This is a genomic window from Haloarcula nitratireducens (assembly GCF_019599505.1).
The window spans coordinates 378,467-399,961 of the sequence record NZ_RKLT01000004.1 but is presented as its reverse complement, the minus strand read 5'-3'; the positions used below and the strand labels follow the sequence as shown (position 1 = coordinate 399,961).

Genomic DNA, 21,495 nt, shown 5'->3' with positions numbered 1-21,495 from the left:
GGGTACCCCATCTCCATGACACAACGCATGGTGCACGTCGGGCTGGGTGGGCAGGGGCGTCACTGGGTTACGCAGGCGATCCCGCCCAACGTCGAGGCCGGTCGCGTCGACGTCGTCGCCGCCGTCGACATGAACCCTGAACGCCTCGAGCTGGCCGAGTCCGAACTCGGGCTCTCGGCCGAACGCTGTTACACCGACCTCGACGCCGCGCTCTCGGAGCGCGACGCCGACTTCTGCTCGGTCGTGACGCCGCCGTCGGCCCACGAACCCGTCGTCGAGACGGCGCTCTCACACGGGCTCGACGTCCTCTCCGAGAAGCCCATCGCCGATACGCTCGAAAGCTCCGTGCGCATCGAGCGGAAGGTCCGCGAGGCCGGCGCGAAGATGGGCATCACGATGAGTCACCGCTACGACCGGGACAAGACGACGTTCCGCCGCGCCCTCGCCGAGGCCAGCCCCGTGGACTACCTCACCGCGCGTTACACCGGTAACGTCCGCAACCGCGGACTGTACGCCGACTACGTCCACGAGATGACCGACATGCTCCTCTTAGACGGCGCGATTCACCACCTCGACATGCTCGCGTCGTTCGCCGACGCCCCCTGCGAGCGCGTCTACGCCGAGACGTGGGTCCCCGACGGCGCGGACTACGAGGGCGACTGCACCGGCCTCGTGACCCTCCACTTCGCCGACGGCACCCGCGCCCAGTACGAGGGCAGTTACGCCAACGCGACGACGCTCAACGGCTGGGGCCACGAGCAGTTCCGCGCGGAGTGCCGGGACGAGACGCTCCTCTTGGACGACCGCGAGGTCGAGCGGTTCCCCTTCGACCCCGCCGACGTCGGCGACTGGTCCGGTTTCCAGAAGGGCGACGGCGAAGCGGTTCCGCTCGCCGAACGCCCCATCTGGGAGAACGCCTGGCTCATCGAGCAGTTCTGTGACTGGCTGGACGGCGGCGAGCCGATGGCCACCCGCGTCGAGGAGAACCTCCACTCGATGGGGATCGTCTTCGCCGCCATCGAGAGCAGTCGCCGCGGCGAGGCCGTGAACGTGCAGGACGTGCTCGACGACGCCCGGCAGCGCGCTTAGGGTCGGGACGGCTGCCGCCCGCTCTCCGCTACGGAACGGTCTCTACCATTCTTGGGCAAGCGGAGATACCATGCTCATACATGACACACGACACGCCAGACGGGACGAGCGAACGGCGTCTGTGGTGTGAGAACTGCGAGCTCGGCGTCGAACCGTCGACCGGCGAGACCGGTCCCGAGTGTCCGGCCTGTGGCGGCGACTTGTGAGGGGCGCATTCCAGCGTGCGGACGAGTGGACGGATACCGCTCACTCCCGGTGATGAACCGGCCCCCGCGGTTCGTACTCCATCTCCGTCGTCACGCGATCGGCGACGGTCTCGCCCCACTCGCGTCCAACGAGGTGGACCGCGAGGTCCAGTCCCGACGTGACGCCGCCGGCCGTCAGCGCGTCGCCGTCGTCCACGACGCGGGCCTCGACGACGTCGGCGGCCGTCGCTCGCAGGTCGTCGAGCGCCCCTCGGTGCGTGACCGCCGGGCGGCCGTCGAGGACGCCGGCTCGGGCGAGCAACATGCCGCCGGTACAGACGCCCGCGACGGTCGCGCCGGCGTCGTGAGCGGCCGCGATGGCGTCGGGCAACTCGCCGCGTCGGGCCGCCGCCCGTGCGCCCGCGTCCTCGCCGGAGTTCCACCCGCCGCCGGGGACGACCAGCAGGTCCGGCGAGACGGCGTCGAGCGGCCCGTCGACCTCGACGGTGAGACCGTGGCTGGCCGTGACCGTCGATCGGTCGCCGACGGGACGCAGGCTCACGTCCCACGTCGCGCCGAACGCCCGCGCGTTCTCGAACACCTCGTAGGGACCGATAGCGTCCAGTTCGTCGAAGCCGTCGAAACACGCGATGGCGACCGTTTCCATACCGAACGGGCGCTGGCCGCGGACAAGACCGTGCCGGAGCGTCACACGGTCCCGTCAGACTCTTTGAGCGAGCGACTGACCGACGACCATGCCCCGCCGGTTCCACATCGTCGACGTCTTCGCCCGACAGCGCTACGCCGGCAACCAGTTGGCCGTCGTCACCGACGCCGAGGACCTCTCGACCGAGGAGATGCAGGCCATCGCCGGGGAGATGGACTACTCCGAGACGACGTTCGTCACCGGCCCGCCCGCGGACGGCGCGTGGCCGGTCCGCATCTTCACGCCGAACGCCGAGGTTCCCTTCGCCGGCCACCCGACGCTCGGCACCGCACAGGTCGTCCGCGAGCAGTTGGCCGAGGGAACGCCGAAGACGGTGACGCTCGACCTCGAAGTCGGCGAGGTCCCGGTCGTCGTGAATGAGGACGCTAGCGTAGACGGCGGCGAGACCCGCGAGACGCTGTGGATGACCCAGCAGACGCCGACTTTCGGCGACAGGCTCGCCCACCCGGACCTCGCAGACGTGCTCGGGTTGCCGGTCGAAGCGCTGGACGACGAGTGGCCCGTACAGGTCGTCTCGACCGGCCTGCCGACCGTCGTCGTGTCGCTCGCAGACCGCGACGCGCTCACGAGCGTCGACCTCGACCGCGCCGCTTACGACCGCGTGACCGGCGACCGCGAGGCCAAGAACGTGCTGGCGTTCTGTGCCGACCCCCGCGACGGCGCGAACGACCTCGCCGACCGCGTGTTCGCGCCGTTCTACGACGTGCCCGAGGACCCCGCGACCGGCTCCTCGAACGGCTGTTTAGCGGCGTACCTCGCCCGTCACGAGTACTTCGGCGATTCGGCTATCGACGCCCGCGTCGAACAGGGCTACGAGATGGGGCGGCCCTCGCTACTGCATCTCCGCGCCGACGCGAACGACGACGTGCACGTCGAGGTCGGCGGCAGCGTAATTCCAGTGGCCCGCGGCGAACTGATCTGAACGGGCGGTGAGAGTCAGTTGAGCAGCGGATTGTCGACCGGCTCGAACCGATGCTGGCAGGACGGGCACTCGACGAGACGCCGTCCGCGCTCGTCGGTCTCGACTCGAAACGAACGGGTCCAGCCCACGTGCCCGCAGTCGGGACAGCGGCGGATGAAGGGTGGCATCATACGGAATCGACCTCGAACGGTACTTGGCCGTAGTCACTCGGCTCGGAAAGCGCTGCCGGGCGTCGCCGTTCCGTCGAGGGCCTTCGCTAGCGCTCAGCCCCTCGCTACTCGTGCCCGTACACTGCCACCGGCTCGTACGGTTCTTCGAGGTAGGCCACGTCCGACGCCGAGAGGTCGACCTCCAGCGCCTCGACGGCGTCCTCCAGATGCTCGATGCTTGAGGTGCCGACGATGGGCGCGGTGACGTTGTCGTTCTGGAACTGCCACGCGAGCGCGATCTGGGCCATCGTCACGCCGTGGTCGGCGGCGAGTTCCTGGACGCGCTCGTTTATCTCCGCGCTCCCGGGACCCTCGGCGTAGGGGACGCCGGCCTCCTCGCTCTCGTGAACGCCGCGGGTCGTGGCTTCGAACTCCTCGTGCGGGCGCGCGAGGTAGCCGGCGCCGAGCGGGCTCCACGGCATCACGCCGACGGTTTCGCGGTCGCAGAGCGGATACATCTCGCGCTCCTCCTCGCGATAGGCGAGGTGATAGAGGTCCTGCATCGTCTCGAAACGGGCGAGTCCCTCCCGGTCGCTGATCTGCAGCGCGCGCTGGAACTGGTGTGCCCACATCGAGGACGCGCCGACGTGGCGGACCTGCCCGCGGCGGACGGCGTCGTCGAGCGCCCGGAGCGTCGTCTCGATGGGCGTGTCGTAGTCCCAGCGGTGGATCTGGTAGAGGTCGACGGTGTCCATCCCGAGCCGGTCGAGCGAGTGAGAGAGTTCCTGCTCGATGGTCTTCCGGGAGAGCCCGCGCGCGTTCCGGTGGTCGCTCGCGCCCGAGAAGCGGACCTTCGTGGCGACGACCTGTTCGTCCCGCTCGTAGTCCGCGAGCACGTCGCCTAGGATCCGCTCGCTCTCGCCCGCCGAGTAGACGTTCGCCGTATCGAAGAAGTTCACGCCGAGGTCGATGGCGCGTTCGATGAGTTCGCGGCTCTCCTCGTCGTCTAACATCCACTCGCGACCGCTCCCGAAGCTCATGCAGCCCAGGCAGATCTTGCTGACTTCGATGCCCGTCGAACCGAGCGTCGTGTACTCCATACCCGGTCGAGGAGCGGCGGCCGCAAAGGCGTTCTGACCCGACCGACGACCGGCGGTTTCCGCCGCGGTTCACGACGCCCGCAGCAGCGAGAGCGTGATAGTGTTGCCCCCCTCGTCTACGGCGTGGTGGATGTGTCCGCCCGCGAGGTCGACGACCCAGTAGACCAGCCAGAGCCCGCACCCGCGGCTGTGGTTGACGGCCGTCATCTCGTGGTCGCCCAACAGGACTTTCCGGTCGTATTCGGGGATCGGCGGGGCGTCGTCCGCGACCGACAGCTCGACGCGTTCGGGCGTGGTCCTGACGGAGACGGCGACTTCGGGGCGCTCCGAGCGAGCGTGGCGGATGGCGTTCTCGACCAGTTCGGCGACCGCGTAGCGCAGTTCGCTGGGGGCGTCGACGGCGACGGACTCGATCCCCTCGGTGGTGATGACCGCGTCGGGGAACCGCTCGCGGAGCCGGCCGACGGCGTCCTCGACGAGCGCCGAGACCTCCGTCGTCGCCGACTGCTGGTTCGCGGTGAGCACGTCGACGATCTCGCGCTGTTTCTCGGCCGTTTCGAGCAGCGCCTCCCCGGCCCGGCGGATCATGGCGGTGCGTTCGGCCGTCTCGTCCTCGGCGTCGGCCGCCAGCGCCGCGGCGTTGCCGAGGACGACGTTCAGCTGGTTGCGGATGTTGTGCCGGAGGAAGTTGTCGATGACGACGAGCTGTCGCTCGCGGCGGCGGCGGTCGGTGACGTCGCGGGTGAAGCCGGCGATACGGACCACGTCGCCGTCTCGGACTATCGGTTCGGCCTTTATCCAGGCCCACCGGTTGTACTCCAGGGAGGGGTTGACCCGCACCTCCACCTCGGTCGGGTTACCGTTCGAGATGCGTTCCATCGCGTCGAGGACAGCGGGTCGGTCCGGTGGGTAGACGGCGTCGAGGAAGCTCTGGGGGTCGCGTTCCAGCGCCTCGACCGACTGTCCGAAGACGTCCTCGTAGGCGGGGTTACAGAACAGCAGTTCCGACCAGTCGCCGTCGTACATCCAGAGGACGTCGTCGGTCGTGTCCGCGAGTTCCTGCAAGCGCTCTCGCGTCTCGCGGCGCTCGCGCTCGGCCTCGACGCGGTCGGTGACGACGCGGGAACTCACGACGTACCCGTCGAGGTCCGAGTCAGTCAGGTTCGACATCCGACTCTCCAGCCAGACCCACGACCCGTCGCCGGCCCGGTGTCTGTAGGTGGCGGTATCGGCGGCGAACTCCCCGGCCGCGTTCACGACGGCCTCGAATCGGCGTTCCACTCCGGCGCGGTCGTCGGGGTGGACGTACTCGAAGACCCGGTCGCCGACGAGGGTCTCGGAATCGAACCCGAGGATGGACTCCGCGGCCGCGTTCACGTACGTGTACGTCCCCGCCGCGTCGACCACCGCGATCTTGTCCTGCGTGTAGTCGAGCAGCGTCGCCGCGACCTCCGCGTCGTTCATTCACTCGGACGACGACGCCGAGGGCAAAAACTCCGGCGGCGCACGTGGTATCACAGGACGGATGGCAGGCCACACCGGTACAGTCATTCCGGGCGCTTCCGAACGGCCGGACATGAATCTGGCACACGTCGCCATCTGCGTCTCGGACCTCGACCGCGCGATGGCCTTCTACGGGGAGCTGGGCTTCGAAGAGACGCACCGCTTCGCGCTCGACGGCGTCGAGAACGTCTACCTCGGGCGCGGCGAGGAAGCGGACCTCCAGTTGCGGTACGACGCCGACCGGACGACCCCCATCGCGCCCTCTCGCGCCGACGTCGATCACGTCGCCTTTACCGTCGACGACGTCGAGGAGACCTTCGAGACGGCCATCGACGCCGGCGGCGCGCCGGTCCTCGAACCCACCGAGATCGACGCCGCCGGCGCGTTCGCCGCCTTCGTCGAGGACCCCGAAGGGTACACGATAGAGTTCTACCGCTGGCTGTAACCCGAGACGCTACCCGTCCGCGGCCCGTAGAGGGGATATGGTCTCGCCCGGGCAACTGTATCTCCTCGCCGTGACGGTCATGGCGCTCGTGGCGCTCGCCGCCGCGGCCCCGGTACTGCTCGGTATCGCCCGCGAGGGCCGCGAGCGGCTGCGCCGGGGTGGTCCCGACCTGCCGGCAGAGCCCGACGAGAGCGGGGAGAGCGCCGACTCGTCAGATCACTGCTGTCGCCACTGTGGGGCCGAGAACGAGGGCGAGTTCGCTTACTGTCGAGAGTGTGCCGGGCCGCTGTGAAAACGCGCTCGGAGCGCACCCGACGCGGTTCGGGAGGCGCACAGCGACCCGTCATTGCGGGAAAACACTTATTCTCGACCACGCCGTGCGATGGGATGGGTACCGTGGTTCCCGTTCTTCGTGTCCATGCCTGTGACGACGCGCCGCGGTCCCGCTGCGGTGATTACCCACCAGTCACCGCTCTTCGAGTCGGCGCCTACTGCTCTCGAACGCTGAGTGCCTTCGCCGAGTAGTCCTCGACGAACGCGCCGGCACCGCCGATGGTCACTTCCTCGCCGTCGACGTCGAGCGTCAGCGTGTTCTGGACCGGGAAATCCGCCGTGATCGGTTCGACGAGGCTCTGATTGACCGCGACGACCGTGCCGGTGAGCGTCTGGCGGCCCTGTCCGGGGAAGAGGTGGGCGGTCACCAGCAGGTCGCGCTCCTCGGCGTGCTTGACGATCGCGAACAGGCCGTGTCTGAACGGGAGGTTCTCGGCGGGGAGTTCGGGCGGGTCGGCGCTGACCACCTCGTCGCCGGCGGCCCAGAAGTTGAACCACTGCGAGGTGATCGCGCCCGCCGTCTTCGGGCTCTGTTCGAGGACGAGACTGTAGTCCCCGTCGCGGTGTTCGCCGCGCAGTAGCGAGGAGTCGCTCGTCACCGCCGACGTGTCGTCCACCGTCACGAGCGTCTCGACCGGCGGTTCCCACGAGCGGACGATAGTCGCGATCTCGGTCGCGTTCTCGACGGCGCTCGTCTCCTCGCCGTCGCCGAGCAGCAGCGCGACGAACACGTCTCGGTCGCGCGCCCGCTTCAGCGGTTCGGAGAGCCGCTCGGCGACGACGGTGGGCAACATCATGAACAGCTCGTCTTCGGCCTCGTCGATGAGGCGTTCGAGGCGGCGGTACAGCGTCTGTCGAGCGCGAACGAGCTCGATACCGGGATAGTCGCGCTCCGTATCCGTGTAGCGCTCCGCGAGGTCCGATTCGAGGTCGGTCAGCTCCTCGGTCATCGACTCGATGGCCGACTCGGGGTCGACGGCGCGTATCTGCGTCGGCGTTCGGTGGTCGTCGACGACGACGAAGCCCCGTTCGGCGAGCGACTCGACGAGGTCGTAGACGTATCCGGTCGAGATGTCCGTCGCCTCGCTGACGGTGGCGACGGTCGCCGTCCCCCGTTCGAGGACCGCGAGGTAGGTCCGTGCTTCCGTCTCGGAGAGTCCGAACTGTGTCAGCCGTTCGGCCGTCGAATCCATTTTGGTCGTTCGTCGATACGGAGCCTCTTTACTGCACCGTTCGCCCCGAACGCCGTCGTTTCGGAGGGTCACCGCTCACTCACTTCGTTGCACCTCTGGACAACTGACTCGGCGAGAATTATGAAAATGACATTAATCATACATTCAAGCAGCGTGGTATGCAACGACGACTCGAGGGAGTCGGCGCGGGCAGACGGGGTAGCCGTCGGCCGCGGCACGGACGTCTCGCGGCCGCCGGAACCGACCGCGACGGCGGACGTCACCGGCCCTGTGGTCGTCGAACTGGCACGGTACGAGACGCGGTGTCTCGCTCGGCACAGCACCGTCGGACGACGGTGGCACCGCGTCGGCCCGCCACTGCCGGTACCGAGATCGTTTCGGACGACGCTCGTCCCGTTCACCGCGACGACCCGCGGGACCGCCCGGATCGAACCCGTTTCGCTCCGCCAGGGGCGGTCAGAATCACCTTCGATCGTCGCCCCCCGCTGAGAGGGCGACGCGTCTCGCTCCCCCCGCTCGATGGTGGCGTGCGGTGAGCCCGCTCTCTCATCGCCGACCACTCCGCATCCGTTGTTTCCCGTTCTCGGAGGCTTATACGGCTTCGCGTCGTCCGCTCGGCTATGAGCTTACAGGCGCTGTTCAACGACATTCCGTTCGTGGCCGAACTCGGGATCGAGATGACCGAGGTCGGCGACGGACGCGCCGAAGCGCGGCTCCCGCTGCGTCCCGAACACTCCTCGAACCCCCAGACCCGCATCGCTCACGGCGGGGTCACCTACTCGCTGGTCGACACCGTCGGCGGGGCCGCCGTCGTCTCGCTGTCGGGAAGTATCTCGCCGACGGTCGACATGCGAATCGACTACCTCGCGCCCGCGACGGACGACCTCCGCGCCGAGGCCGACGTGGTCAGAAACGGCGGGAGCGTCGCCGTCGTCGACGTCGAGGTGTACGACGCCGACGACCACCACGTCGCCACCGCCCGCGGAACGTACAAGACCGACGGCGACGGCGGGCGCTCACCGTGGTCGGAGGGCGTCGACGAGGAGACGGTCGAACAGCTCTCGGATTAGTCGCCGCCGCCGACCAGCGCCATCCCGTCGCGGACTGATTCTCGTCGACCGAGCAGCGTCACCATGTCGCCCTCTTGCAGGACGTAATCGGCGGTGGGGACCTGTGCCTCTTCGTGGTCCCCGCCGCTGACGAGCGCGATGAGACAGGCCTCGGGGAGCATCGGGCCGACGTCGCGGACCGTCTCGCCGATGAGTTCCTCGTTCAACACCTCGACCTCCTGAACGTCGCCGGTCCGGCCCACGTCGGTCATCCAGTGGGCGATGGCCGGGCGCTCGATCTGGTTGTCGATGGCCCACGCCGTCGCCATCGCCGAGGAGATGGTCCGGACGCCGAGTTCCTCGAAGGCTTCGACGTTGTCCGGGTTGTTCGCCCGGGCGATGATTCGCTCGACGTCGAACTTCGAACTCGCCAGTTGCGATATCAGCAGGTTGGCGTCGTCGTCCCCGGTGGCGGCCACGACGGTCTTCGAGTTGTCGGCCCCGGCCGACCGAAGCACGTCCGTGTCGGTGCCGTCCCCCCACTCGACGGCGAAGCCGTCGTTGCGGGCGCGTTCGACGATCGATTCGTCCTCCTCGATGATGACGACGTTCTCGCCTCGGTCTTCGAGGCGCGTGGCGAGCGCGCGGCCCACCTGTCCGCCGCCGACGATGATGACTCGCATTGGTATCACGTCCAGTTTCTCCGCGATGAACCGCGCGAGACCGCCCTCGAACAGGGCGGTCACGAAGATGACCAGAAAGACGGTCCCGAGTAGAATCTCCGCCTGATTCGCCAGCAGATCCGCCTGCGCGACGAGCTGTTCGGCTTCCTGCCCGCTCGCGTTCTCGGCCTCCGTCCGCAGCTCTTCGGCGACGTTGTTGAGTTCCGCGGCGAAGAGCGTCGCCACCGACGCCGGGATGATACCGCGCGGGCCGACGAAGCTGACGAACCACTTCTCCGCGCGGGTAAAGCGGTCGCCGACCGTCGAGGCGAACACCAGCGCCGGTCGGATCACGAGCGCGACGGCGACGACGATGGCGATGCCGGCCAGACCCACGTCGATGAGCGCGTCGAGGCTGAGCTGGGCCGCCAGCGCGATGAACACGAACGAGAGCACCAGCAGCGTGATGTCGCCCTTGAACGACTCGATGTCCTCCTCGTAGGGGTGATCGACGTTGCCGAGCGCCATGCCGGCGGTGGCCGCCGCGGCCACGCCCGCTTCCGTCGCAATCGTGTTCGCGGCGGCGTAAGCGACCAGGGCCCCGGCGAGCACCAGCAGGCGGGAGTTCCGCGGGGCGTCGCCGGGCGAGAGGTCGATGTACTGGAGGAGGTAGTACAGCGCGCCCGCGACGATGAGACCGACCAGCAGCCCGGTCCCCAACCGGAGCGCGAACGCCTGCAACAGCCCGTCGCTCGTCGCGCCGGGGTTGACCGTCTCGAAGACGACGACGGCGATGATCGCCGCGGTCACGTCGTTGACGATCCCCTCCGTCTCTAAGGCCGTCGCAACCCGGTCTCTGACCGGCACGACGTTGAGGATGGGCGTGATGACCGTCGGACCGGTCGCCACCAGCAGCGCGCCGATGAGGAACGCGAGATTCCACGTCACCGCCGCGTCGGAGAAGGCGAACTTGACCGCGACCGCCGTGCCCACGAGGGCGATAGCCGCTCCGAGCGTGACCAGTCGGAACGTCGCGGTTGGGGCCTCGCGGATGCGCTCGAAGCGGAGGTGGTACGCCCCCTCGAAGACGATGATGGCGACGGCGAGCCCGACGATCGCGGTCAGCGCGGGACCGAAGGTATCGCTCGTGATAAGTCCGAGTCCGGGTTGGCCGATGACGACGCCGACCAGCAGATAGAAGATGATACTCGGTACCCGAAGGCGGGCGGCGAGAACCTGCGCGAGGACACCCAATCCGATGATACCGGCGACCAGCGGAATCAGGAGTCCGGAGCTACCAGCCACTGCTGTCCTCCATCTGTCTCGGACAAAGTATCCACCCCGTATAAACGCACTTACTCCCATCCGCGTTACCGTGTATCGGTACTGTAGGGCTCGGTTTCGAGCACCGGCGCTCAGTCGTCGCCGGCGGCCCGCACTCGCTCCTCGTCGGCGAAAGCCTGTTCGTCGTAGATGCTGCCGATGCGGTCGGCGTGGCGCTCTCTGATGGCCGGTCGTATCTTCTTCATCGTCGGCGTCAGCAGGTCGTTTTCCTCCGTGAACGCCTCCGTAAGTAGTTCGAACCGCTTGACCGTTTCGTGGGCCTCCAAGCTCTCGTTGGCTCGCTGAATCGCTCCCTCGACGACGTCTCTCGCGCCCTCGCTTGCGGGGAGGCGGTCGGGCTCGGCCGGGACCGATACGCCCTCACGTTCGGCCCGGGCCGCCAGCGCATCCTCGTCGGGGACGACCAGCGCACCGACGAACTTCTCGCCGTCGCCGAGTGCGAGTGCTTGGTCGACGACGGGGCGATTCTCCAGCGTCTCTTCGACGGCCTGCGGCGCGACGTTCTTCCCGGTCGAGAGGACGAGCAGTTGTTTGGCTCGCTCGCGGAAGACGAGGTAGCCGTCGGGTCGCTGGGTGACGATGTCGCCGGTCCGGAAGTAGCCGTCGTCGGTGAACGCCTCCTCGGTGGCCCGCTCTAAGTTCCAGTAGCCCTCGGTGACGTTCGGCCCCTGCACGAGCAACTCGCCGGTGTCGCCCATCACGCCGCCGAGGTTCTCCTCGGGCAGGACGTGGGTGTCGAGTTTCCAATCCAGAGCCGGGAGCGCCGTCCCGATGGTGCCGACCTTCGGCTCGGCGACGGGGTTGGTCGTGACCACCGGTGCGGCCTCGGTCAGGCCGTACCCCTCGTAGATGGGCAGGACCATGCCGTGGTACAGTTCGGCGAGTTCCTTCGAGAGGGTGCCGCCGCCGCTGACGAGCATCTCGACGTTGCCGCCAAGCGCCGCCCGAACCTTCGAGAAGACGAGTTTGTCGGCGACGGCGTACTTCGCCCGTAGCGGGACGCCGGGCAGTTCCTCGCGGTGGTAGCGCCGGCCGACGTCGACGGCCCACTCGAAGATTCGCTGGCCGACGGCGGACTCCTCGGCTTCCTCTCGAACGGCGTCGTAGATTTTCTCGTACACACGCGGAACGCTCGTCGCCGCCGTCGGCTGGACCAATTGGAAGTCCTCCTTGAGCGTGTCGACGCTCTCGGCGTAGGCGACGCAACCACCGACGTCGAAGATGAAGAAGTGGCCGGTCAATCGCTCGAAGACGTGGGCGAGGGGGAGATACGAGACGGTCTGCGTCGCCTCGTCGATCCGCGGAGCGCCGGCCGGGAGGTCGGCGTCCGGTCCGTAGCCTTCCGCGACCTGCGCTGCGTTGGCCGCGAAGTTCCGGTGAGTCAACTGGACGCCCTTCGGCTGTCCCGTCGTCCCCGACGTGTAGACGAGGCTGGCGAGGTCGTCCGGGTCGCGCTCGTCCAGCCACGACCGATAGGTCGCCTCGTCGTAGGCGGCGTCGCCGAGCTCGTAGACGTCTGCGAGACTGTGGACGTCATCGCGGTCGCTGTCGGTGTCGTCCATCACGACGAACTGCTCGACCGGCACCTCGTCCTCGACGGCCAGCACCCGCTCCAGCAACTCGTCGTTCTCGACGACGACGGCCGTCGCCGCGGGGTCGGCGAGCAGGTGTCTGGCCTGTTCGGACGAGGAACTCCTGTAGACGGTGGTCACCACCGCACCGGCCGCCAGCAGCGCGAAGTCCGTCTGTGCCCACTCCATGCGCGTCCCGGCGAACAGCCCGACCCGATCGCCCGCCCCGATACCGAGTTCGCGGAACCCGGTCGCCAGGCGGCGAACGACCTCTCGCATCTCGCCGTAGGTGAGCGCCGCGTAGTCGCCGGTCGGTGCCGCGTCGACGGCGACGCCCGCGAGCGACCGGCCGTACGCGCCGCCCTTGTACCGCTGTGCCGGTCGGTCGGTGTGTGACGCCGCGCTGTCCTCGAACAGTTTCGCCAGCGTCCTGTCGCCGACCGCGCGGCCAGCCCCGTCCCCACTGGTTGACATGACTATTATTTATTACAATATTGGTGAAAAGCGTACTGGTCCGCTCACCGCTCGAAATCAGTCGCCGCGGTCCAGCGAGACGAGGACGCCGCGGACGTTCATCGCCACCTCGGCGCCGGCCTTGCGCTCGCCCCATATCTCGGGCGTCTCCACCGTCTCGACGAAGTGGTCGGCGACGGCCTCGTCGTCGCCCAGTTCCGCGCGCTTCTCGGCGACGGCATCGACCCACTCGTCGAGCTTCTCGGCGTACTCGTCGAGTCGGTCAGCGGTCGACGCCGAACCGAAGTGGCCGTACAGCAGGGTCTCGGGGCCGAGCTCTCGAATCGTCTCCACGTCGGCGAGCGCCTGTTCCAGATCGAAGTTCACCGGCGGCGTCGTGACGTGGACCCCGTCGGTCGAGGGCGTGTAGATGCCCGCCGCGTCGGCCGTGAACACGCCGTCGATACTCGGGTCGTAGAACACCACCTGATGGGGGGCGTGGCCCGGTGCGTGGACCGCCTCGAACGTGTGGTCGCCGAGATCGATCTCGTCGCCGTCGGTCAGTTCGACGATGCGCTCCTCGGGGACGGGTTTCGGCTCGACGTAGAACTCGATCTGGTCGCCGACGGCCCCCTTCGTCCCCTCCCAGATCCGCTCGGGGTCGACGAGGTGGCGAGCGCCGAGCTCGTGGACGTACACCGTCGCGTTCGGACACTCCTCGACCAGATATCCCGCGCCGCCCGCGTGGTCCAGATGGATGTGCGTGAGCGCGATGACCTCCAACTCCTCGGGCGCGATTCCGATCTCGTCCATCGCGTCGAGGATGCGGTCGTAGTTCGTCCCCAGCCCCGTATCGACCAGCGCCGGGCGCTCGGCGTCTACGACGTAGACGGAGCCGTACTCCGGCACGTCGTACATCCCGGTATCGACGTAGTGGACGTCCTCGCACGCCTCGACCTCGTACACGTCACCGATTGCCATATCTAGGGTGGCGCTTGGTGGCGGGAAAACCGTTGTGACCGCTGGCAAATATCGGTCTACGTATTACCTGCGAGACGGTGAGGATTCAGAACAGCCAGAAAGCCCTGGTGCGCTACGCTCCCGCGGCTCGCTGTGGTCCTCACTCACTTCGTTCGTTGCGGTCCTTACATCGCCGGGGTTCGTGTAGCGCACCGCCCCTTTCAGTCCCACCCCGTGGAACAGCCGACCGGGTGGGGCTGAAAGGGGCCGGAAGCTCGATTAGCCCGGACGAAGCAAGCACTGGACTGAGCGAACGGAGTGAGCGAAGGAAGCGCGCAGCGAGTCCCGGCAATCGAGCTTCCGGGGGCTTTCTGGCTATTCTTGACTTCGATAGCGGACGAACCAACTGTTGCTATCGGGATTATAGATGCTAGGACCGACACGCCTAATTCCGCCCGTCGAGAACCGCCGGGCATGTTATCGAGACAGTTCGTCCGGGAGAACCCCGAGACGGTCCGGGACGCCATCGAGCGGAAGGGCGTCACGGGCGTGGACCTCGACGCGATCCTCGAGATCGACGAGGAGTGGCGGGAACTGAAGGCCAGAGGGGACGGCCTGCGACAGGAGCGAAACGAGGTCTCGAAGAAGATCGGGAAGCTCAAACAGGAGGGCCAAGAGGACGAGGCCCAGGCGGCCATCGACCGCTCGCAGGAGCTGAAAGACCAGTTGCAGGAGGTCGAAGACCGGGCCGACGAACTGGAGAGCGACCTCGAAGACGCCCTACTGGAACTGCCGAACATCCCCCACGACTCCGTGCCGACCGGCGAGGGGGAGGCGGACAACGTCGAGCGCTACCGACGCGGGTTCGACGACCTGCGCGAGTTGCCCGGCGAGGTGATTCCGCATTACGACCTCGGCGAGGAACTCGACGTGTTGGACTTCGAGCGCGGGGCGAAGGTCAGCGGCGGCGGCTACCAGTTCGTGAAGGGGGCCGGCGCGCGACTCGAACACGCGCTGATCCAGTTCATGCTCTCGATTCATCGCGAGCAGGGGTACTCCGACGTGCTGCCGCCGATTCCGGTCAACAGCGCGTCGATGCGCGGCACCGGCCAGCTGCCGAAGTTCGACGAGGACGCCTACCGCGTCGAGGCCCGGCAGGACGACGAGTACGACGACGACGACCTGTGGCTGCTGCCGACGGCGGAGGTGCCGGTCACCAACATGTACCGCGACGAGATCCTGCTGGACGACGATCTCCCGATCAAGCACCAGGCGTTCTCGCCGAACTTCCGCCGGGAGGCCGGCGAACACGGCACCGAGACGCGCGGCTACGTCCGCGTCCACCAGTTCCACAAGGTCGAACTCGTCAACTTCGTCCGGCCCGAGCACAGCTACGACCGACTGGAGGCCTTATTGGGCGAGGCCGAAGCGGTGCTGGACGAACTCGGCCTGCCCTACCGCGTGCTGGAGATGTGTACCGGCGACATGGGATTCACGCAGGCCAAGAAGTACGACATCGAGGTCTGGGCGCCCGGCGACGACATGGACGACGGTCCCGAGGTCGGCGGCCGCTGGCTCGAGGTCTCCTCCGTCTCGAACTTCGAGGAATTCCAGGCCCGCCGGGCGGGCATCCACTACCGACCGGAGCCCCACGAGTCCGCGCAGTACCTCCACACGCTCAACGGCTCCGGGCTGGCGGTGCCGCGTGTGATGGTCGCTATCATGGAGTACTATCAGAACGAGGACGGGACGATAACCGTGCCGGAACCGCTGCGTCCGTACATGGGCGGCCAGGAAGTCATCGAGGGGTCGGAGCCGGTCGGCGAGAGCGCGCTCGGCGAGGGCGAGTGAGAATCAGTCGTTGGCGATGACCGTCGCCGTCGGCAGGTCCGCGGCGTGCTGACAGACGTGGCGTACCTGCGGGAGCGTCGCCGAGGGCAGGGCCGACGGCGTGACCCAGCGGGCTTCGAAGACGCCTTCGTCCTCGTTGGGGACGGGATCCGAAAGTAGCGTGCAGTCGTAGACGGTGTACTCGGACACCGTGTTTTCGAGGCTATCGTGCGTGTACCAGAACTGGGTCACCGGCCCGTCGACGCGCGCTCGGCAGTCGAGTTCCTCGTCCAGTTCGCGGTGGAGGCCGTCGGTGGCGGACTCGCCGTCGTGAACGCCGCCGCCGGGGAGCGTCCAGAACGGGGTCCCGTCCGAGTGGCGCTCTTTGACGACGAGCACGCTGGACCCGGAGGTCACCAGGGCTTTCGCGCCGTTCCTGATCTGGAACTCGGTCTGCCGCTCGGTGACTGCGTTGTTGGGGGTGCTGGACGGCTTCGACATGTTCGTTCCCCACGGCCTTACGGCCCATTACTACACGCGGCCTAACTGGCGACCCGCCCGTCGCACCGCGATTTAGGTGGTCCGGGGTAAAACAGCGGTACCGTGGCTTAGTCAGACGTTATGCGTCAGACGCCTGTCAGCGTTTCGGACCCTCCCAACGGTTTCACCCTCCCGCGAAGGCCCACCGGCTGCATGAACTATCATGGACTACGTCCGCCTATCGCGTATACGTTTCGATACGCTGGATACACCCCTCGGAGATCTCGAAGATATCCACGAATCGAACGATACGCTCGCCGTCGGCCGAAAGCAGTCGGCCCCGAACGCCGACTTCGGGCGACCCCTCGTCGTCGCGGCGGTAGACGGCGGTTATCCGGTGGGTAGTGTCTTTCTGCGGCCGCTCCTCGCGCATGAACCGGACGAACCGGTCGCGACCCTCGATGGTCCGGTCGGGCCGGTCGTGGACGAACGACTCCGCGAGCAGTCGCGCCAGCAGGTCGTAGTCGTCCTCGTCCAGCGCGCGGTAGTACAGCTGTGCGCGTTCCGTCGGCGGCGTGTCGGGCGGGAGTTCACTCATCGTCGGGTCCTTCGGTCGGGTCGGTCAGTTCGAGCTCCGCCGGCGCGTCGTCGCCGCTCTCGCTCACCGACTCGTCGTCCCCGTCGCTGTCGGATTCGCCGTCGCGGGTTTTGCCGGTGTCGGTTCCGGCCTCGCTGTCCCGGCTCGCGTCTCCGTCGTCTTCGGCCGACGCGGCGGGCGGAGCGTCGACCATCGCCGTCGGCGCTTCGGTCACCGCCTCGGCCGGCGGCTCGGCGTCGGGACTGTTGGCGGCCAGCTCGGCCTGAATCTCGGCGAGTTCGTCGTCGTCGATACCGCCCTCGCCGTCTTCGTTCTCCCCGCCGGTCTCGGTCGCCGCGTCGCCGTTCGCGGTCCCGTCGGCTTCGGCCGCCGCCGGTTCTGGGTCGCTCGGCTGATTGGCCGACTCGTCCGACGCGCCCGTCCCGTCGCCGTCGGACGCCACCGCGTCGTCGATGTCCACGTCGAGGGCGGTATCTATCTCTTCGCTCTCGTCGGGCAGGATACTGCTCGTCTCGGGGCCGCTCTTCGCCAAGTCCGTCCGCTCCGGCGGCCACCGCTCGTCGGGGTCCGGCGGTTCCGCGTACGTCCGGGCGGTTTCGAGCGGTCCCTCCGCGTCGTCGCGGAGGGTCTGTCCCTCGGCACCGCTGCCGCCGGCGTAGGCGCTCGCCGCCGCCACCAGCCAGTCGGCGGCCTGCCAGAGCGCGCTCGCCTTCGCCTTCGAGCCGTCGTAGATCGGTTCGAGCGCCGGGTCGTCGACGAACCGAACCGCGGTGTCGAACTGGTCGCTGGCGGCGTCGAACGCCTCGCGGGCGCGCTGGAAGTCGCTCTGGGCCAGCATCCACTCGGAATCGCCGAACTCCCCCATCGCCGCGGTGAACGCCCGCCGACCCTCCGTGTAGTGGGCGTGGCCGACGCGGTACCGGGCGAAGGCGGTGTCGTCGCCGCCGGTGTCGGCGATGGCGTCTTTCAGTTCCTCGACACGCGGAAGTTCGGTCAGATCGCTCGTACTCCACGTGTACTGGACGACGCCGTCGTGGTCGACGACGGCGACGGCCCGTTCGAGCAGTCGCTGACCGATATCGTCGACGAACGCGACGTCGTACCGTTCGGCTACCTCGCCGGCGGTGTCGGCGAGAAGCGGAATCTTGAGGTCGTAGCGCTCGGCGAACGCCCGGTGGCTGTACACCGAGTCCGGACTGATGCCGAGGACCGTCACGTCCTTCTGCATCGTGAAGAGGTCGAGTTCGTCCAAGTCGCACGAGTCGGCGTCGCAGGCGGGATTGAAGTCGGCCGGGTAGAACGCGAGGATGATCACGTCCTCGCCGAGGAACTCCGAGAGTGCGACCCGACGGCGCTCGCCGTCGACTAGAGCCGGCAACTCGAACGTCGGCGCTCGTCCCCCCACCGAAAGCATAGTCGCACGTCGGACTACCAATACTTAACGGTAGCTGACATCGGCCGGACAGATATCGGCGGGCGGAACGAGCCGTTTTTGCCCCCGCGAGCGGTAGTTCGGGCGTGGAACTACACGTCCGCTACGAGGGCGACGACGACCCGAAGAAGTGCAGCGCCCGGAAGCTCGCCCGGTTCGACCTCGCCGAGCTCCACCGAGCGACGCGCTCGACGCCGCCGGGCATCGTCCTCAACCCCTTCGCCGAGCAGGCGATCTCGCCGGCCGACCGGGCCGACGCGGGCGACGGCGCACGCCACGACAGGCTGGTCGTCCTCGATTGCTCCTGGGAGACGGCCGAACGGGAGGCCTTCGACTTACAGGGCGTCCACCGCTCTCTTCCGTTCCTCGTCGCCGCCAACCCGGTTAACTACGGGACGCCGTTCCAGTTGAACACCGTCGAGGCCTTCGCCGGCGCGCTCTGCATCCTCGGGGAACGCGACCACGCCGAGCGCGTCCTCTCGAAGTTCTCGTGGGGTCACACCTTCCTCGAACTGAACGAGGAGCCCCTCGAACGGTACGCCGCTTGCGAGGATTCGAGCGACGTGATCGCCGTCCAGGACGACTACCTCGTCGAGGAGTGACCGCCCGGCCCGCTCATTCGAATCCCGTTCCGATACCGCGCGGGTCACTCGGCGGGGAAAGCGGCGTCCCCGGGACGTCGGCGGAGGGGTCGGGGTCGTTGTAACCGCCCGGCGCGACGTCGTTGGGCGAGTCGGGGTAGTACAGCGACGCCAGCGCCTGGATGTGGTCGCGGCCGACGCCGAGTTCGAACTGGCCGCCGCCGTACAGGCGGATACCCTCTCGCTCGCAGTGGGCGATGGTTTCGAGCACCGACTCGACGGTGCCACACCGCGACGGTTTCATGTTGAGCCAGACGGGTTCGAACGGCAGTTCCTCGATGCTCTCGATGCCCGTGATGGGGACGTCCCACGCGATACGCGCCTCGCGGTCGTCGAAGACGGGCCGGGTCTCGTCGGTCAGGCTCGGGTCCTCGACGAGTGCATCCGGGAGGCCGTCGACGACCCGGCGGTAGAACTCCGCGTCGACGGTCACCTCCATCCCTTCGGTGTCGTAGAGTCCCTTCAGATCGACGACGCGCACGTCGTAGGTCGTGAGCGACGCGATAAACTCCTCGTCCCACTCCGGCGTCGGGTCGAGTTTGAATCCGAGGTCGTCGTGTATCGAGAGCAGGTCGTCCAAGCGGTCGGTCGTCGGCGACTCCTCGCTCTCGGGGTCCGAGAGGCGCGTCGAGACGACGAACTCGACAGGGTCGTACTCGTGACCGACGGCCGTCCCGAGGTCGGTGTCGTCCTGTTTCAGCGCCAGATCGAGCGCCGCGCTCTCGAAGCCCCAGCGACGGTAGTGGTGAAACCGCTCCTCGTCTGGCGGTTCGGGCCACAGATCGGCGTCGTCGAGTGCATCGGAGAACGAATCGAGCGTGTACTCCCCCGAGAGGCCGGGGTCGTGATCGGCGAGCGCGTGGTGGGCCTCGTTCGTGTAGGTGACGTCCTCCCCTCGGCCGGTCTCGCCGTCACCGGAGAGGGAGATCGTCGTCGTGGCGCGGTCGAACCCGCTGGATGTGGCCCGTTCCTGCACCTCGAACGCGCAGTCCTCGACCGTCAGCGAGCGGTCCGCGACATGCTCGTACATACCGATTACCGACGGTCGCCGGCCTCAAAGTAGCGCCGGTCGGAAACTCAAAGCTTAAACGGCCACACCGGCAACCGACTCCCATGGCTAGCTTCGAGGCAGCGTCAGACCGACTCCTGAACAAGCAGATCTGCATGCGCTGTAACGCCCGCAACCCGCAGCGCGCCGACCAGTGCCGGAAGTGCGGCTACGGCAACCTCCGCCCGAAGGCGAAGGAAGTCCGCAGCGCGTAATTCGGTTCTCGTTTTCTCCCGACAGGGTACTCGCCCAGCGGCGGCGCTCTCGGCGCCGAACCGTCTCACTCGTCGGGATACTTCGGCTCGCGACGCTCGGCCCGTTCGAGGGCGCGTTCGACCACCTCGCGCACGTCGCCCTGGAAGACGCCGCCGTGGCCCGAGTACATGTGTTCGACGCTCTCCGGCAGCCGTTCTAAGAGGGCCTCGATGCTCTCGATGAGGCGCTCGCGGGACTGGTTCGGCGAGTCCGTGCGGCCGAACGAGCCGTCGTCGAACGCGCCGTCGTCGTGGACGACCACGTCGCCGGAGAACAGCGAGTTCTCGGAGACCAGCGAGACGTGGTCGTCGGCGTGGCCCGGCGTGTAGACGACCTCGCAGGTCTCGTCGCCGACCAGCATCTCGTCGCCGTCTCCGATGGCGTGGTCGCGGCGCGGGTGGTCGGCGTAGGCGTACAGCTCCGCGTCGAACGCGTCGAGGACGGCGTCGAGTTGCGCGACGTGGTCGCCGTGCTGGTGGGTCAGGACGACGGCGTCGACGGTATCGGTGTGCTCTCGGATCGCCTCGACCACGCCGCCCATCGCGCCGGCGTCGACGAGCGTCGTCCGCTCGCCGGTCGCGAGGTAGGCGTTACAGGTGAACGTCTCGGCGTCGGCGGTGACGTTGTGTACGTCCATATCCGGGCTGTGGGGGGCCGGCCGTTTGAGTGTACTGACAGCGCCAGCTTTAGACCGGCCGCCCGCGGACCTCACCTATGGTTTCCGTCACGGTCTGGAACGAGTTCATCCACGAGCGCGAAGACGACGCCGTCGCCGAGGTGTACCCCGACGGCATCCACGCGACCATCGCCGACGCCCTCGAGGACCGGGGCCACGACGCCCGCGCGGCGACGCTCGACGAACCGGAACACGGTCTCACCGAGGCCGTCCTCGACGACACCGACGTGCTGCTCTGGTGGGGCCACGCCGCCCACGACGAGGTCGACGACGAGGTCGTCGAACGGGTCGCAGAGCGCGTCCACGAGGGGATGGGGCTGCTCGTGCTCCACTCCGCGCACGCCTCCAAGCCGTTCAAGCGGTTGCTGGGGACGCCCTGTGACCTGACGTGGCGCGAGGACGGCGAGCGCGAGCGCTGCTGGGTCGTCGACCCCGGCCACCCGATCACCGACGGACTGGACGACTCGCTGGTCATCGACGAGGCGGAGATGTACGGCGAACCGTTCGGCGTCCCCGAGCCCGACCGGTTGGTGTTCACCTCGTGGTTCGAGGGCGGCGAGGTGTTCCGAAGCGGCTGTTGCTACGAGCGGGGCCGGGGCAGCATCTTCTACTTCCGACCGGGCCACGAGACCTATCCCATCTACCACCGCGACGACGTACAGCGGGTCCTCGATAACGCCGTCCGCTGGGCCGCCCCGAACGAGGGGGCCGACGCCACCGCCGGCAACCGGAACGTCGAGCCGCGCGAGTCGATATAGCGTCTCGCGGGCGCTCTCACGCACGCGAGTTCGACAGCGAACCGACGCCACCCCTCTCAGTATCAATCCGTAGAATCGGGGGATGCCTTTTT

24 protein-coding genes are annotated in these 21,495 nt (G+C 67.8%); 11 read left to right on the top strand and 13 right to left on the bottom strand.

The genetic code is table 11. The annotated features are described in order from the left end of the window. Positions 1-15: 15 nt before the first annotated feature. Together EGH23_RS14385 and EGH23_RS26855 are read left to right on the top strand one after the other, a co-directional pair. Complete coding sequence (locus EGH23_RS14385) at positions 16-1,089, top strand: Gfo/Idh/MocA family protein (protein ID WP_220580671.1); 1,074 nt, start codon at positions 16-18, stop codon at positions 1,087-1,089. 80 nt (positions 1,090-1,169) lie between these two features. After that, complete coding sequence (locus EGH23_RS26855; protein WP_268899447.1) at positions 1,170-1,295, top strand: hypothetical protein; 126 nt, start codon at positions 1,170-1,172, stop codon at positions 1,293-1,295. 40 nt (positions 1,296-1,335) lie between these two features. Here the strand turns inward: EGH23_RS26855 and EGH23_RS14380 are convergent, their stop codons facing one another. Further along, positions 1,336-1,941: a DJ-1/PfpI family protein gene (locus EGH23_RS14380; protein WP_220580670.1), complete on the bottom strand. Its 606-nt coding sequence runs from the start codon at positions 1,939-1,941 to the stop codon at positions 1,336-1,338. Positions 1,942-2,029: 88 nt separating this feature from the next. Between EGH23_RS14380 and EGH23_RS14375 the strand changes: the two genes are divergently transcribed. Continuing rightward, entirely contained in the window at positions 2,030-2,923 is an 894-nt protein-coding gene (locus EGH23_RS14375; protein ID WP_220580669.1) for a PhzF family phenazine biosynthesis protein, read from the top strand. Positions 2,924-2,937: 14 nt separating this feature from the next. Here EGH23_RS14375 and EGH23_RS14370 read toward each other — a convergent pair whose 3' ends face one another. The 3 genes from EGH23_RS14370 to EGH23_RS14360 all read right to left on the bottom strand — a co-directional run bounded on the left by EGH23_RS14370 (position 2,938) and on the right by EGH23_RS14360 (position 5,636). Next, positions 2,938-3,093 (bottom strand): hypothetical protein, encoded by a 156-nt coding sequence (locus tag EGH23_RS14370; protein ID WP_220580668.1) that lies wholly within the window; start codon positions 3,091-3,093, stop codon positions 2,938-2,940. Between the two features lie 104 nt (positions 3,094-3,197). Continuing rightward, positions 3,198-4,172, bottom strand: a complete 975-nt coding sequence (locus tag EGH23_RS14365) for an aldo/keto reductase (RefSeq protein ID WP_220580667.1) — start codon at positions 4,170-4,172, stop codon at positions 3,198-3,200. Positions 4,173-4,241: 69 nt separating this feature from the next. After that, positions 4,242-5,636, bottom strand: a complete 1,395-nt coding sequence (locus tag EGH23_RS14360) for a PAS domain S-box protein (protein ID WP_220580666.1) — start codon at positions 5,634-5,636, stop codon at positions 4,242-4,244. A gap of 112 nt (positions 5,637-5,748) precedes the next feature. Here EGH23_RS14360 and EGH23_RS14355 point away from each other — a divergent pair, with 112 nt between their 5' ends. Both EGH23_RS14355 and EGH23_RS14350 read left to right on the top strand, forming a co-directional pair. Further along, positions 5,749-6,120, top strand: coding sequence for a VOC family protein (locus tag EGH23_RS14355; RefSeq protein ID WP_220580665.1), 372 nt, complete (start codon positions 5,749-5,751; stop codon positions 6,118-6,120). 37 nt (positions 6,121-6,157) lie between these two features. Then, a complete protein-coding gene (locus EGH23_RS14350) occupies positions 6,158-6,412 on the top strand; it encodes a DUF7577 domain-containing protein (RefSeq protein WP_220580664.1) in 255 nt (84 codons plus the stop codon). A gap of 196 nt (positions 6,413-6,608) precedes the next feature. Here the strand turns inward: EGH23_RS14350 and EGH23_RS14345 are convergent, their stop codons facing one another. Beyond that, complete coding sequence (locus EGH23_RS14345; protein ID WP_220580663.1) at positions 6,609-7,646, bottom strand: TrmB family transcriptional regulator sugar-binding domain-containing protein; 1,038 nt, start codon at positions 7,644-7,646, stop codon at positions 6,609-6,611. Positions 7,647-7,799: 153 nt separating this feature from the next. Here EGH23_RS14345 and EGH23_RS14340 point away from each other — a divergent pair, with 153 nt between their 5' ends. Together EGH23_RS14340 and EGH23_RS14335 are read left to right on the top strand one after the other, a co-directional pair. Then, positions 7,800-8,135 carry a hypothetical protein gene (locus EGH23_RS14340; protein ID WP_220580662.1) on the top strand — a complete coding sequence of 112 codons (336 nt, stop codon included), beginning with the start codon at positions 7,800-7,802 and terminating at the stop codon, positions 8,133-8,135. Positions 8,136-8,266: 131 nt separating this feature from the next. Beyond that, positions 8,267-8,716 carry a PaaI family thioesterase gene (locus EGH23_RS14335; RefSeq protein WP_220580661.1) on the top strand — a complete coding sequence of 150 codons (450 nt, stop codon included), beginning with the start codon at positions 8,267-8,269 and terminating at the stop codon, positions 8,714-8,716. Here EGH23_RS14335 and EGH23_RS14330 read toward each other — a convergent pair. The 3 genes from EGH23_RS14330 to EGH23_RS14320 form a co-directional block, all read right to left on the bottom strand. Further along, complete coding sequence (locus tag EGH23_RS14330; protein ID WP_220580660.1) at positions 8,713-10,662, bottom strand: cation:proton antiporter domain-containing protein; 1,950 nt, start codon at positions 10,660-10,662, stop codon at positions 8,713-8,715. The two genes, EGH23_RS14335 and EGH23_RS14330, sit on opposite strands and share 4 nt — an antisense overlap. 110 nt (positions 10,663-10,772) lie before the next feature. Then, positions 10,773-12,746 carry an AMP-dependent synthetase/ligase gene (locus tag EGH23_RS14325; RefSeq protein ID WP_220580659.1) on the bottom strand — a complete coding sequence of 658 codons (1,974 nt, stop codon included), beginning with the start codon at positions 12,744-12,746 and terminating at the stop codon, positions 10,773-10,775. A gap of 57 nt (positions 12,747-12,803) precedes the next feature. Beyond that, complete coding sequence (locus tag EGH23_RS14320) at positions 12,804-13,706, bottom strand: MBL fold metallo-hydrolase (RefSeq protein ID WP_220580658.1); 903 nt, start codon at positions 13,704-13,706, stop codon at positions 12,804-12,806. Positions 13,707-14,159: 453 nt separating this feature from the next. On the opposite strand from EGH23_RS14320, the gene serS reads away from it, so the two are divergent. Continuing rightward, the gene (serS, locus tag EGH23_RS14315) at positions 14,160-15,536 is read left to right on the top strand and encodes a serine--tRNA ligase (RefSeq protein WP_220580657.1); all 1,377 of its coding nucleotides are present in this window, start codon (positions 14,160-14,162) and stop codon (positions 15,534-15,536) included. 3 nt (positions 15,537-15,539) lie between these two features. On the opposite strand, the gene EGH23_RS14310 is transcribed toward serS, so the two are convergent. The 3 genes from EGH23_RS14310 to EGH23_RS14300 form a co-directional block, all read right to left on the bottom strand. Continuing rightward, positions 15,540-16,016 (bottom strand): NUDIX hydrolase, encoded by a 477-nt coding sequence (locus EGH23_RS14310; RefSeq protein ID WP_220580656.1) that lies wholly within the window; start codon positions 16,014-16,016, stop codon positions 15,540-15,542. A 217-nt stretch (positions 16,017-16,233) separates the two neighbouring features. Continuing rightward, the gene (locus EGH23_RS14305) at positions 16,234-16,593 is read right to left on the bottom strand and encodes a nuclear transport factor 2 family protein (RefSeq protein WP_220580655.1); all 360 of its coding nucleotides are present in this window, start codon (positions 16,591-16,593) and stop codon (positions 16,234-16,236) included. Continuing rightward, a complete protein-coding gene (locus EGH23_RS14300) occupies positions 16,586-18,007 on the bottom strand; it encodes a redoxin domain-containing protein (protein WP_220580654.1) in 1,422 nt (473 codons plus the stop codon). The genes EGH23_RS14305 and EGH23_RS14300 overlap by 8 nt, the downstream gene beginning before the upstream one ends. A gap of 104 nt (positions 18,008-18,111) precedes the next feature. Here EGH23_RS14300 and EGH23_RS14295 point away from each other — a divergent pair, with 104 nt between their 5' ends. Then, positions 18,112-18,627 (top strand): DUF367 family protein, encoded by a 516-nt coding sequence (locus EGH23_RS14295; protein ID WP_220580653.1) that lies wholly within the window; start codon positions 18,112-18,114, stop codon positions 18,625-18,627. A gap of 13 nt (positions 18,628-18,640) precedes the next feature. On the opposite strand, the gene EGH23_RS14290 is transcribed toward EGH23_RS14295, so the two are convergent. After that, positions 18,641-19,696 carry an enolase-like domain-containing protein gene (locus tag EGH23_RS14290; protein WP_220580652.1) on the bottom strand — a complete coding sequence of 352 codons (1,056 nt, stop codon included), beginning with the start codon at positions 19,694-19,696 and terminating at the stop codon, positions 18,641-18,643. An 83-nt stretch (positions 19,697-19,779) separates the two neighbouring features. Here EGH23_RS14290 and EGH23_RS14285 point away from each other — a divergent pair, with 83 nt between their 5' ends. Beyond that, a complete protein-coding gene (locus EGH23_RS14285) occupies positions 19,780-19,929 on the top strand; it encodes a 50S ribosomal protein L40e (RefSeq protein WP_162318562.1) in 150 nt (49 codons plus the stop codon). Between the two features lie 65 nt (positions 19,930-19,994). Here EGH23_RS14285 and EGH23_RS14280 read toward each other — a convergent pair whose 3' ends face one another. Beyond that, entirely contained in the window at positions 19,995-20,606 is a 612-nt protein-coding gene (locus EGH23_RS14280; protein ID WP_220580651.1) for an MBL fold metallo-hydrolase, read from the bottom strand. A 77-nt stretch (positions 20,607-20,683) separates the two neighbouring features. Between EGH23_RS14280 and EGH23_RS14275 the strand changes: the two genes are divergently transcribed. Then, positions 20,684-21,403 carry a ThuA domain-containing protein gene (locus tag EGH23_RS14275; RefSeq protein WP_220580650.1) on the top strand — a complete coding sequence of 240 codons (720 nt, stop codon included), beginning with the start codon at positions 20,684-20,686 and terminating at the stop codon, positions 21,401-21,403. The last annotated feature ends 92 nt before the right edge of the window (positions 21,404-21,495 follow it).

Coding starts and splice junctions, on each gene's coding strand:
- EGH23_RS14385 (WP_220580671.1), top strand. CDS start 16: ATGACACAACGCATGGTGCACGTCGGGCTGGGTGGGCAGGGGCGTCAC.
- EGH23_RS26855 (WP_268899447.1), top strand. CDS start 1,170: ATGACACACGACACGCCAGACGGGACGAGCGAACGGCGTCTGTGGTGT.
- EGH23_RS14380 (WP_220580670.1), bottom strand. CDS start 1,941: ATGGAAACGGTCGCCATCGCGTGTTTCGACGGCTTCGACGAACTGGAC.
- EGH23_RS14375 (WP_220580669.1), top strand. CDS start 2,030: ATGCCCCGCCGGTTCCACATCGTCGACGTCTTCGCCCGACAGCGCTAC.
- EGH23_RS14370 (WP_220580668.1), bottom strand. CDS start 3,093: ATGATGCCACCCTTCATCCGCCGCTGTCCCGACTGCGGGCACGTGGGC.
- EGH23_RS14365 (WP_220580667.1), bottom strand. CDS start 4,172: ATGGAGTACACGACGCTCGGTTCGACGGGCATCGAAGTCAGCAAGATC.
- EGH23_RS14360 (WP_220580666.1), bottom strand. CDS start 5,636: ATGAACGACGCGGAGGTCGCGGCGACGCTGCTCGACTACACGCAGGAC.
- EGH23_RS14355 (WP_220580665.1), top strand. CDS start 5,749: ATGAATCTGGCACACGTCGCCATCTGCGTCTCGGACCTCGACCGCGCG.
- EGH23_RS14350 (WP_220580664.1), top strand. CDS start 6,158: ATGGTCTCGCCCGGGCAACTGTATCTCCTCGCCGTGACGGTCATGGCG.
- EGH23_RS14345 (WP_220580663.1), bottom strand. CDS start 7,646: ATGGATTCGACGGCCGAACGGCTGACACAGTTCGGACTCTCCGAGACG.
- EGH23_RS14335 (WP_220580661.1), top strand. CDS start 8,267: ATGAGCTTACAGGCGCTGTTCAACGACATTCCGTTCGTGGCCGAACTC.
- EGH23_RS14325 (WP_220580659.1), bottom strand. CDS start 12,746: ATGTCAACCAGTGGGGACGGGGCTGGCCGCGCGGTCGGCGACAGGACG.
- EGH23_RS14320 (WP_220580658.1), bottom strand. CDS start 13,706: ATGGCAATCGGTGACGTGTACGAGGTCGAGGCGTGCGAGGACGTCCAC.
- serS (WP_220580657.1), top strand. CDS start 14,160: ATGTTATCGAGACAGTTCGTCCGGGAGAACCCCGAGACGGTCCGGGAC.
- EGH23_RS14310 (WP_220580656.1), bottom strand. CDS start 16,016: ATGTCGAAGCCGTCCAGCACCCCCAACAACGCAGTCACCGAGCGGCAG.
- EGH23_RS14305 (WP_220580655.1), bottom strand. CDS start 16,593: ATGAGTGAACTCCCGCCCGACACGCCGCCGACGGAACGCGCACAGCTG.
- EGH23_RS14300 (WP_220580654.1), bottom strand. CDS start 18,007: ATGCTTTCGGTGGGGGGACGAGCGCCGACGTTCGAGTTGCCGGCTCTA.
- EGH23_RS14290 (WP_220580652.1), bottom strand. CDS start 19,696: ATGTACGAGCATGTCGCGGACCGCTCGCTGACGGTCGAGGACTGCGCG.
- EGH23_RS14285 (WP_162318562.1), top strand. CDS start 19,780: ATGGCTAGCTTCGAGGCAGCGTCAGACCGACTCCTGAACAAGCAGATC.
- EGH23_RS14280 (WP_220580651.1), bottom strand. CDS start 20,606: ATGGACGTACACAACGTCACCGCCGACGCCGAGACGTTCACCTGTAAC.
- EGH23_RS14275 (WP_220580650.1), top strand. CDS start 20,684: ATGGTTTCCGTCACGGTCTGGAACGAGTTCATCCACGAGCGCGAAGAC.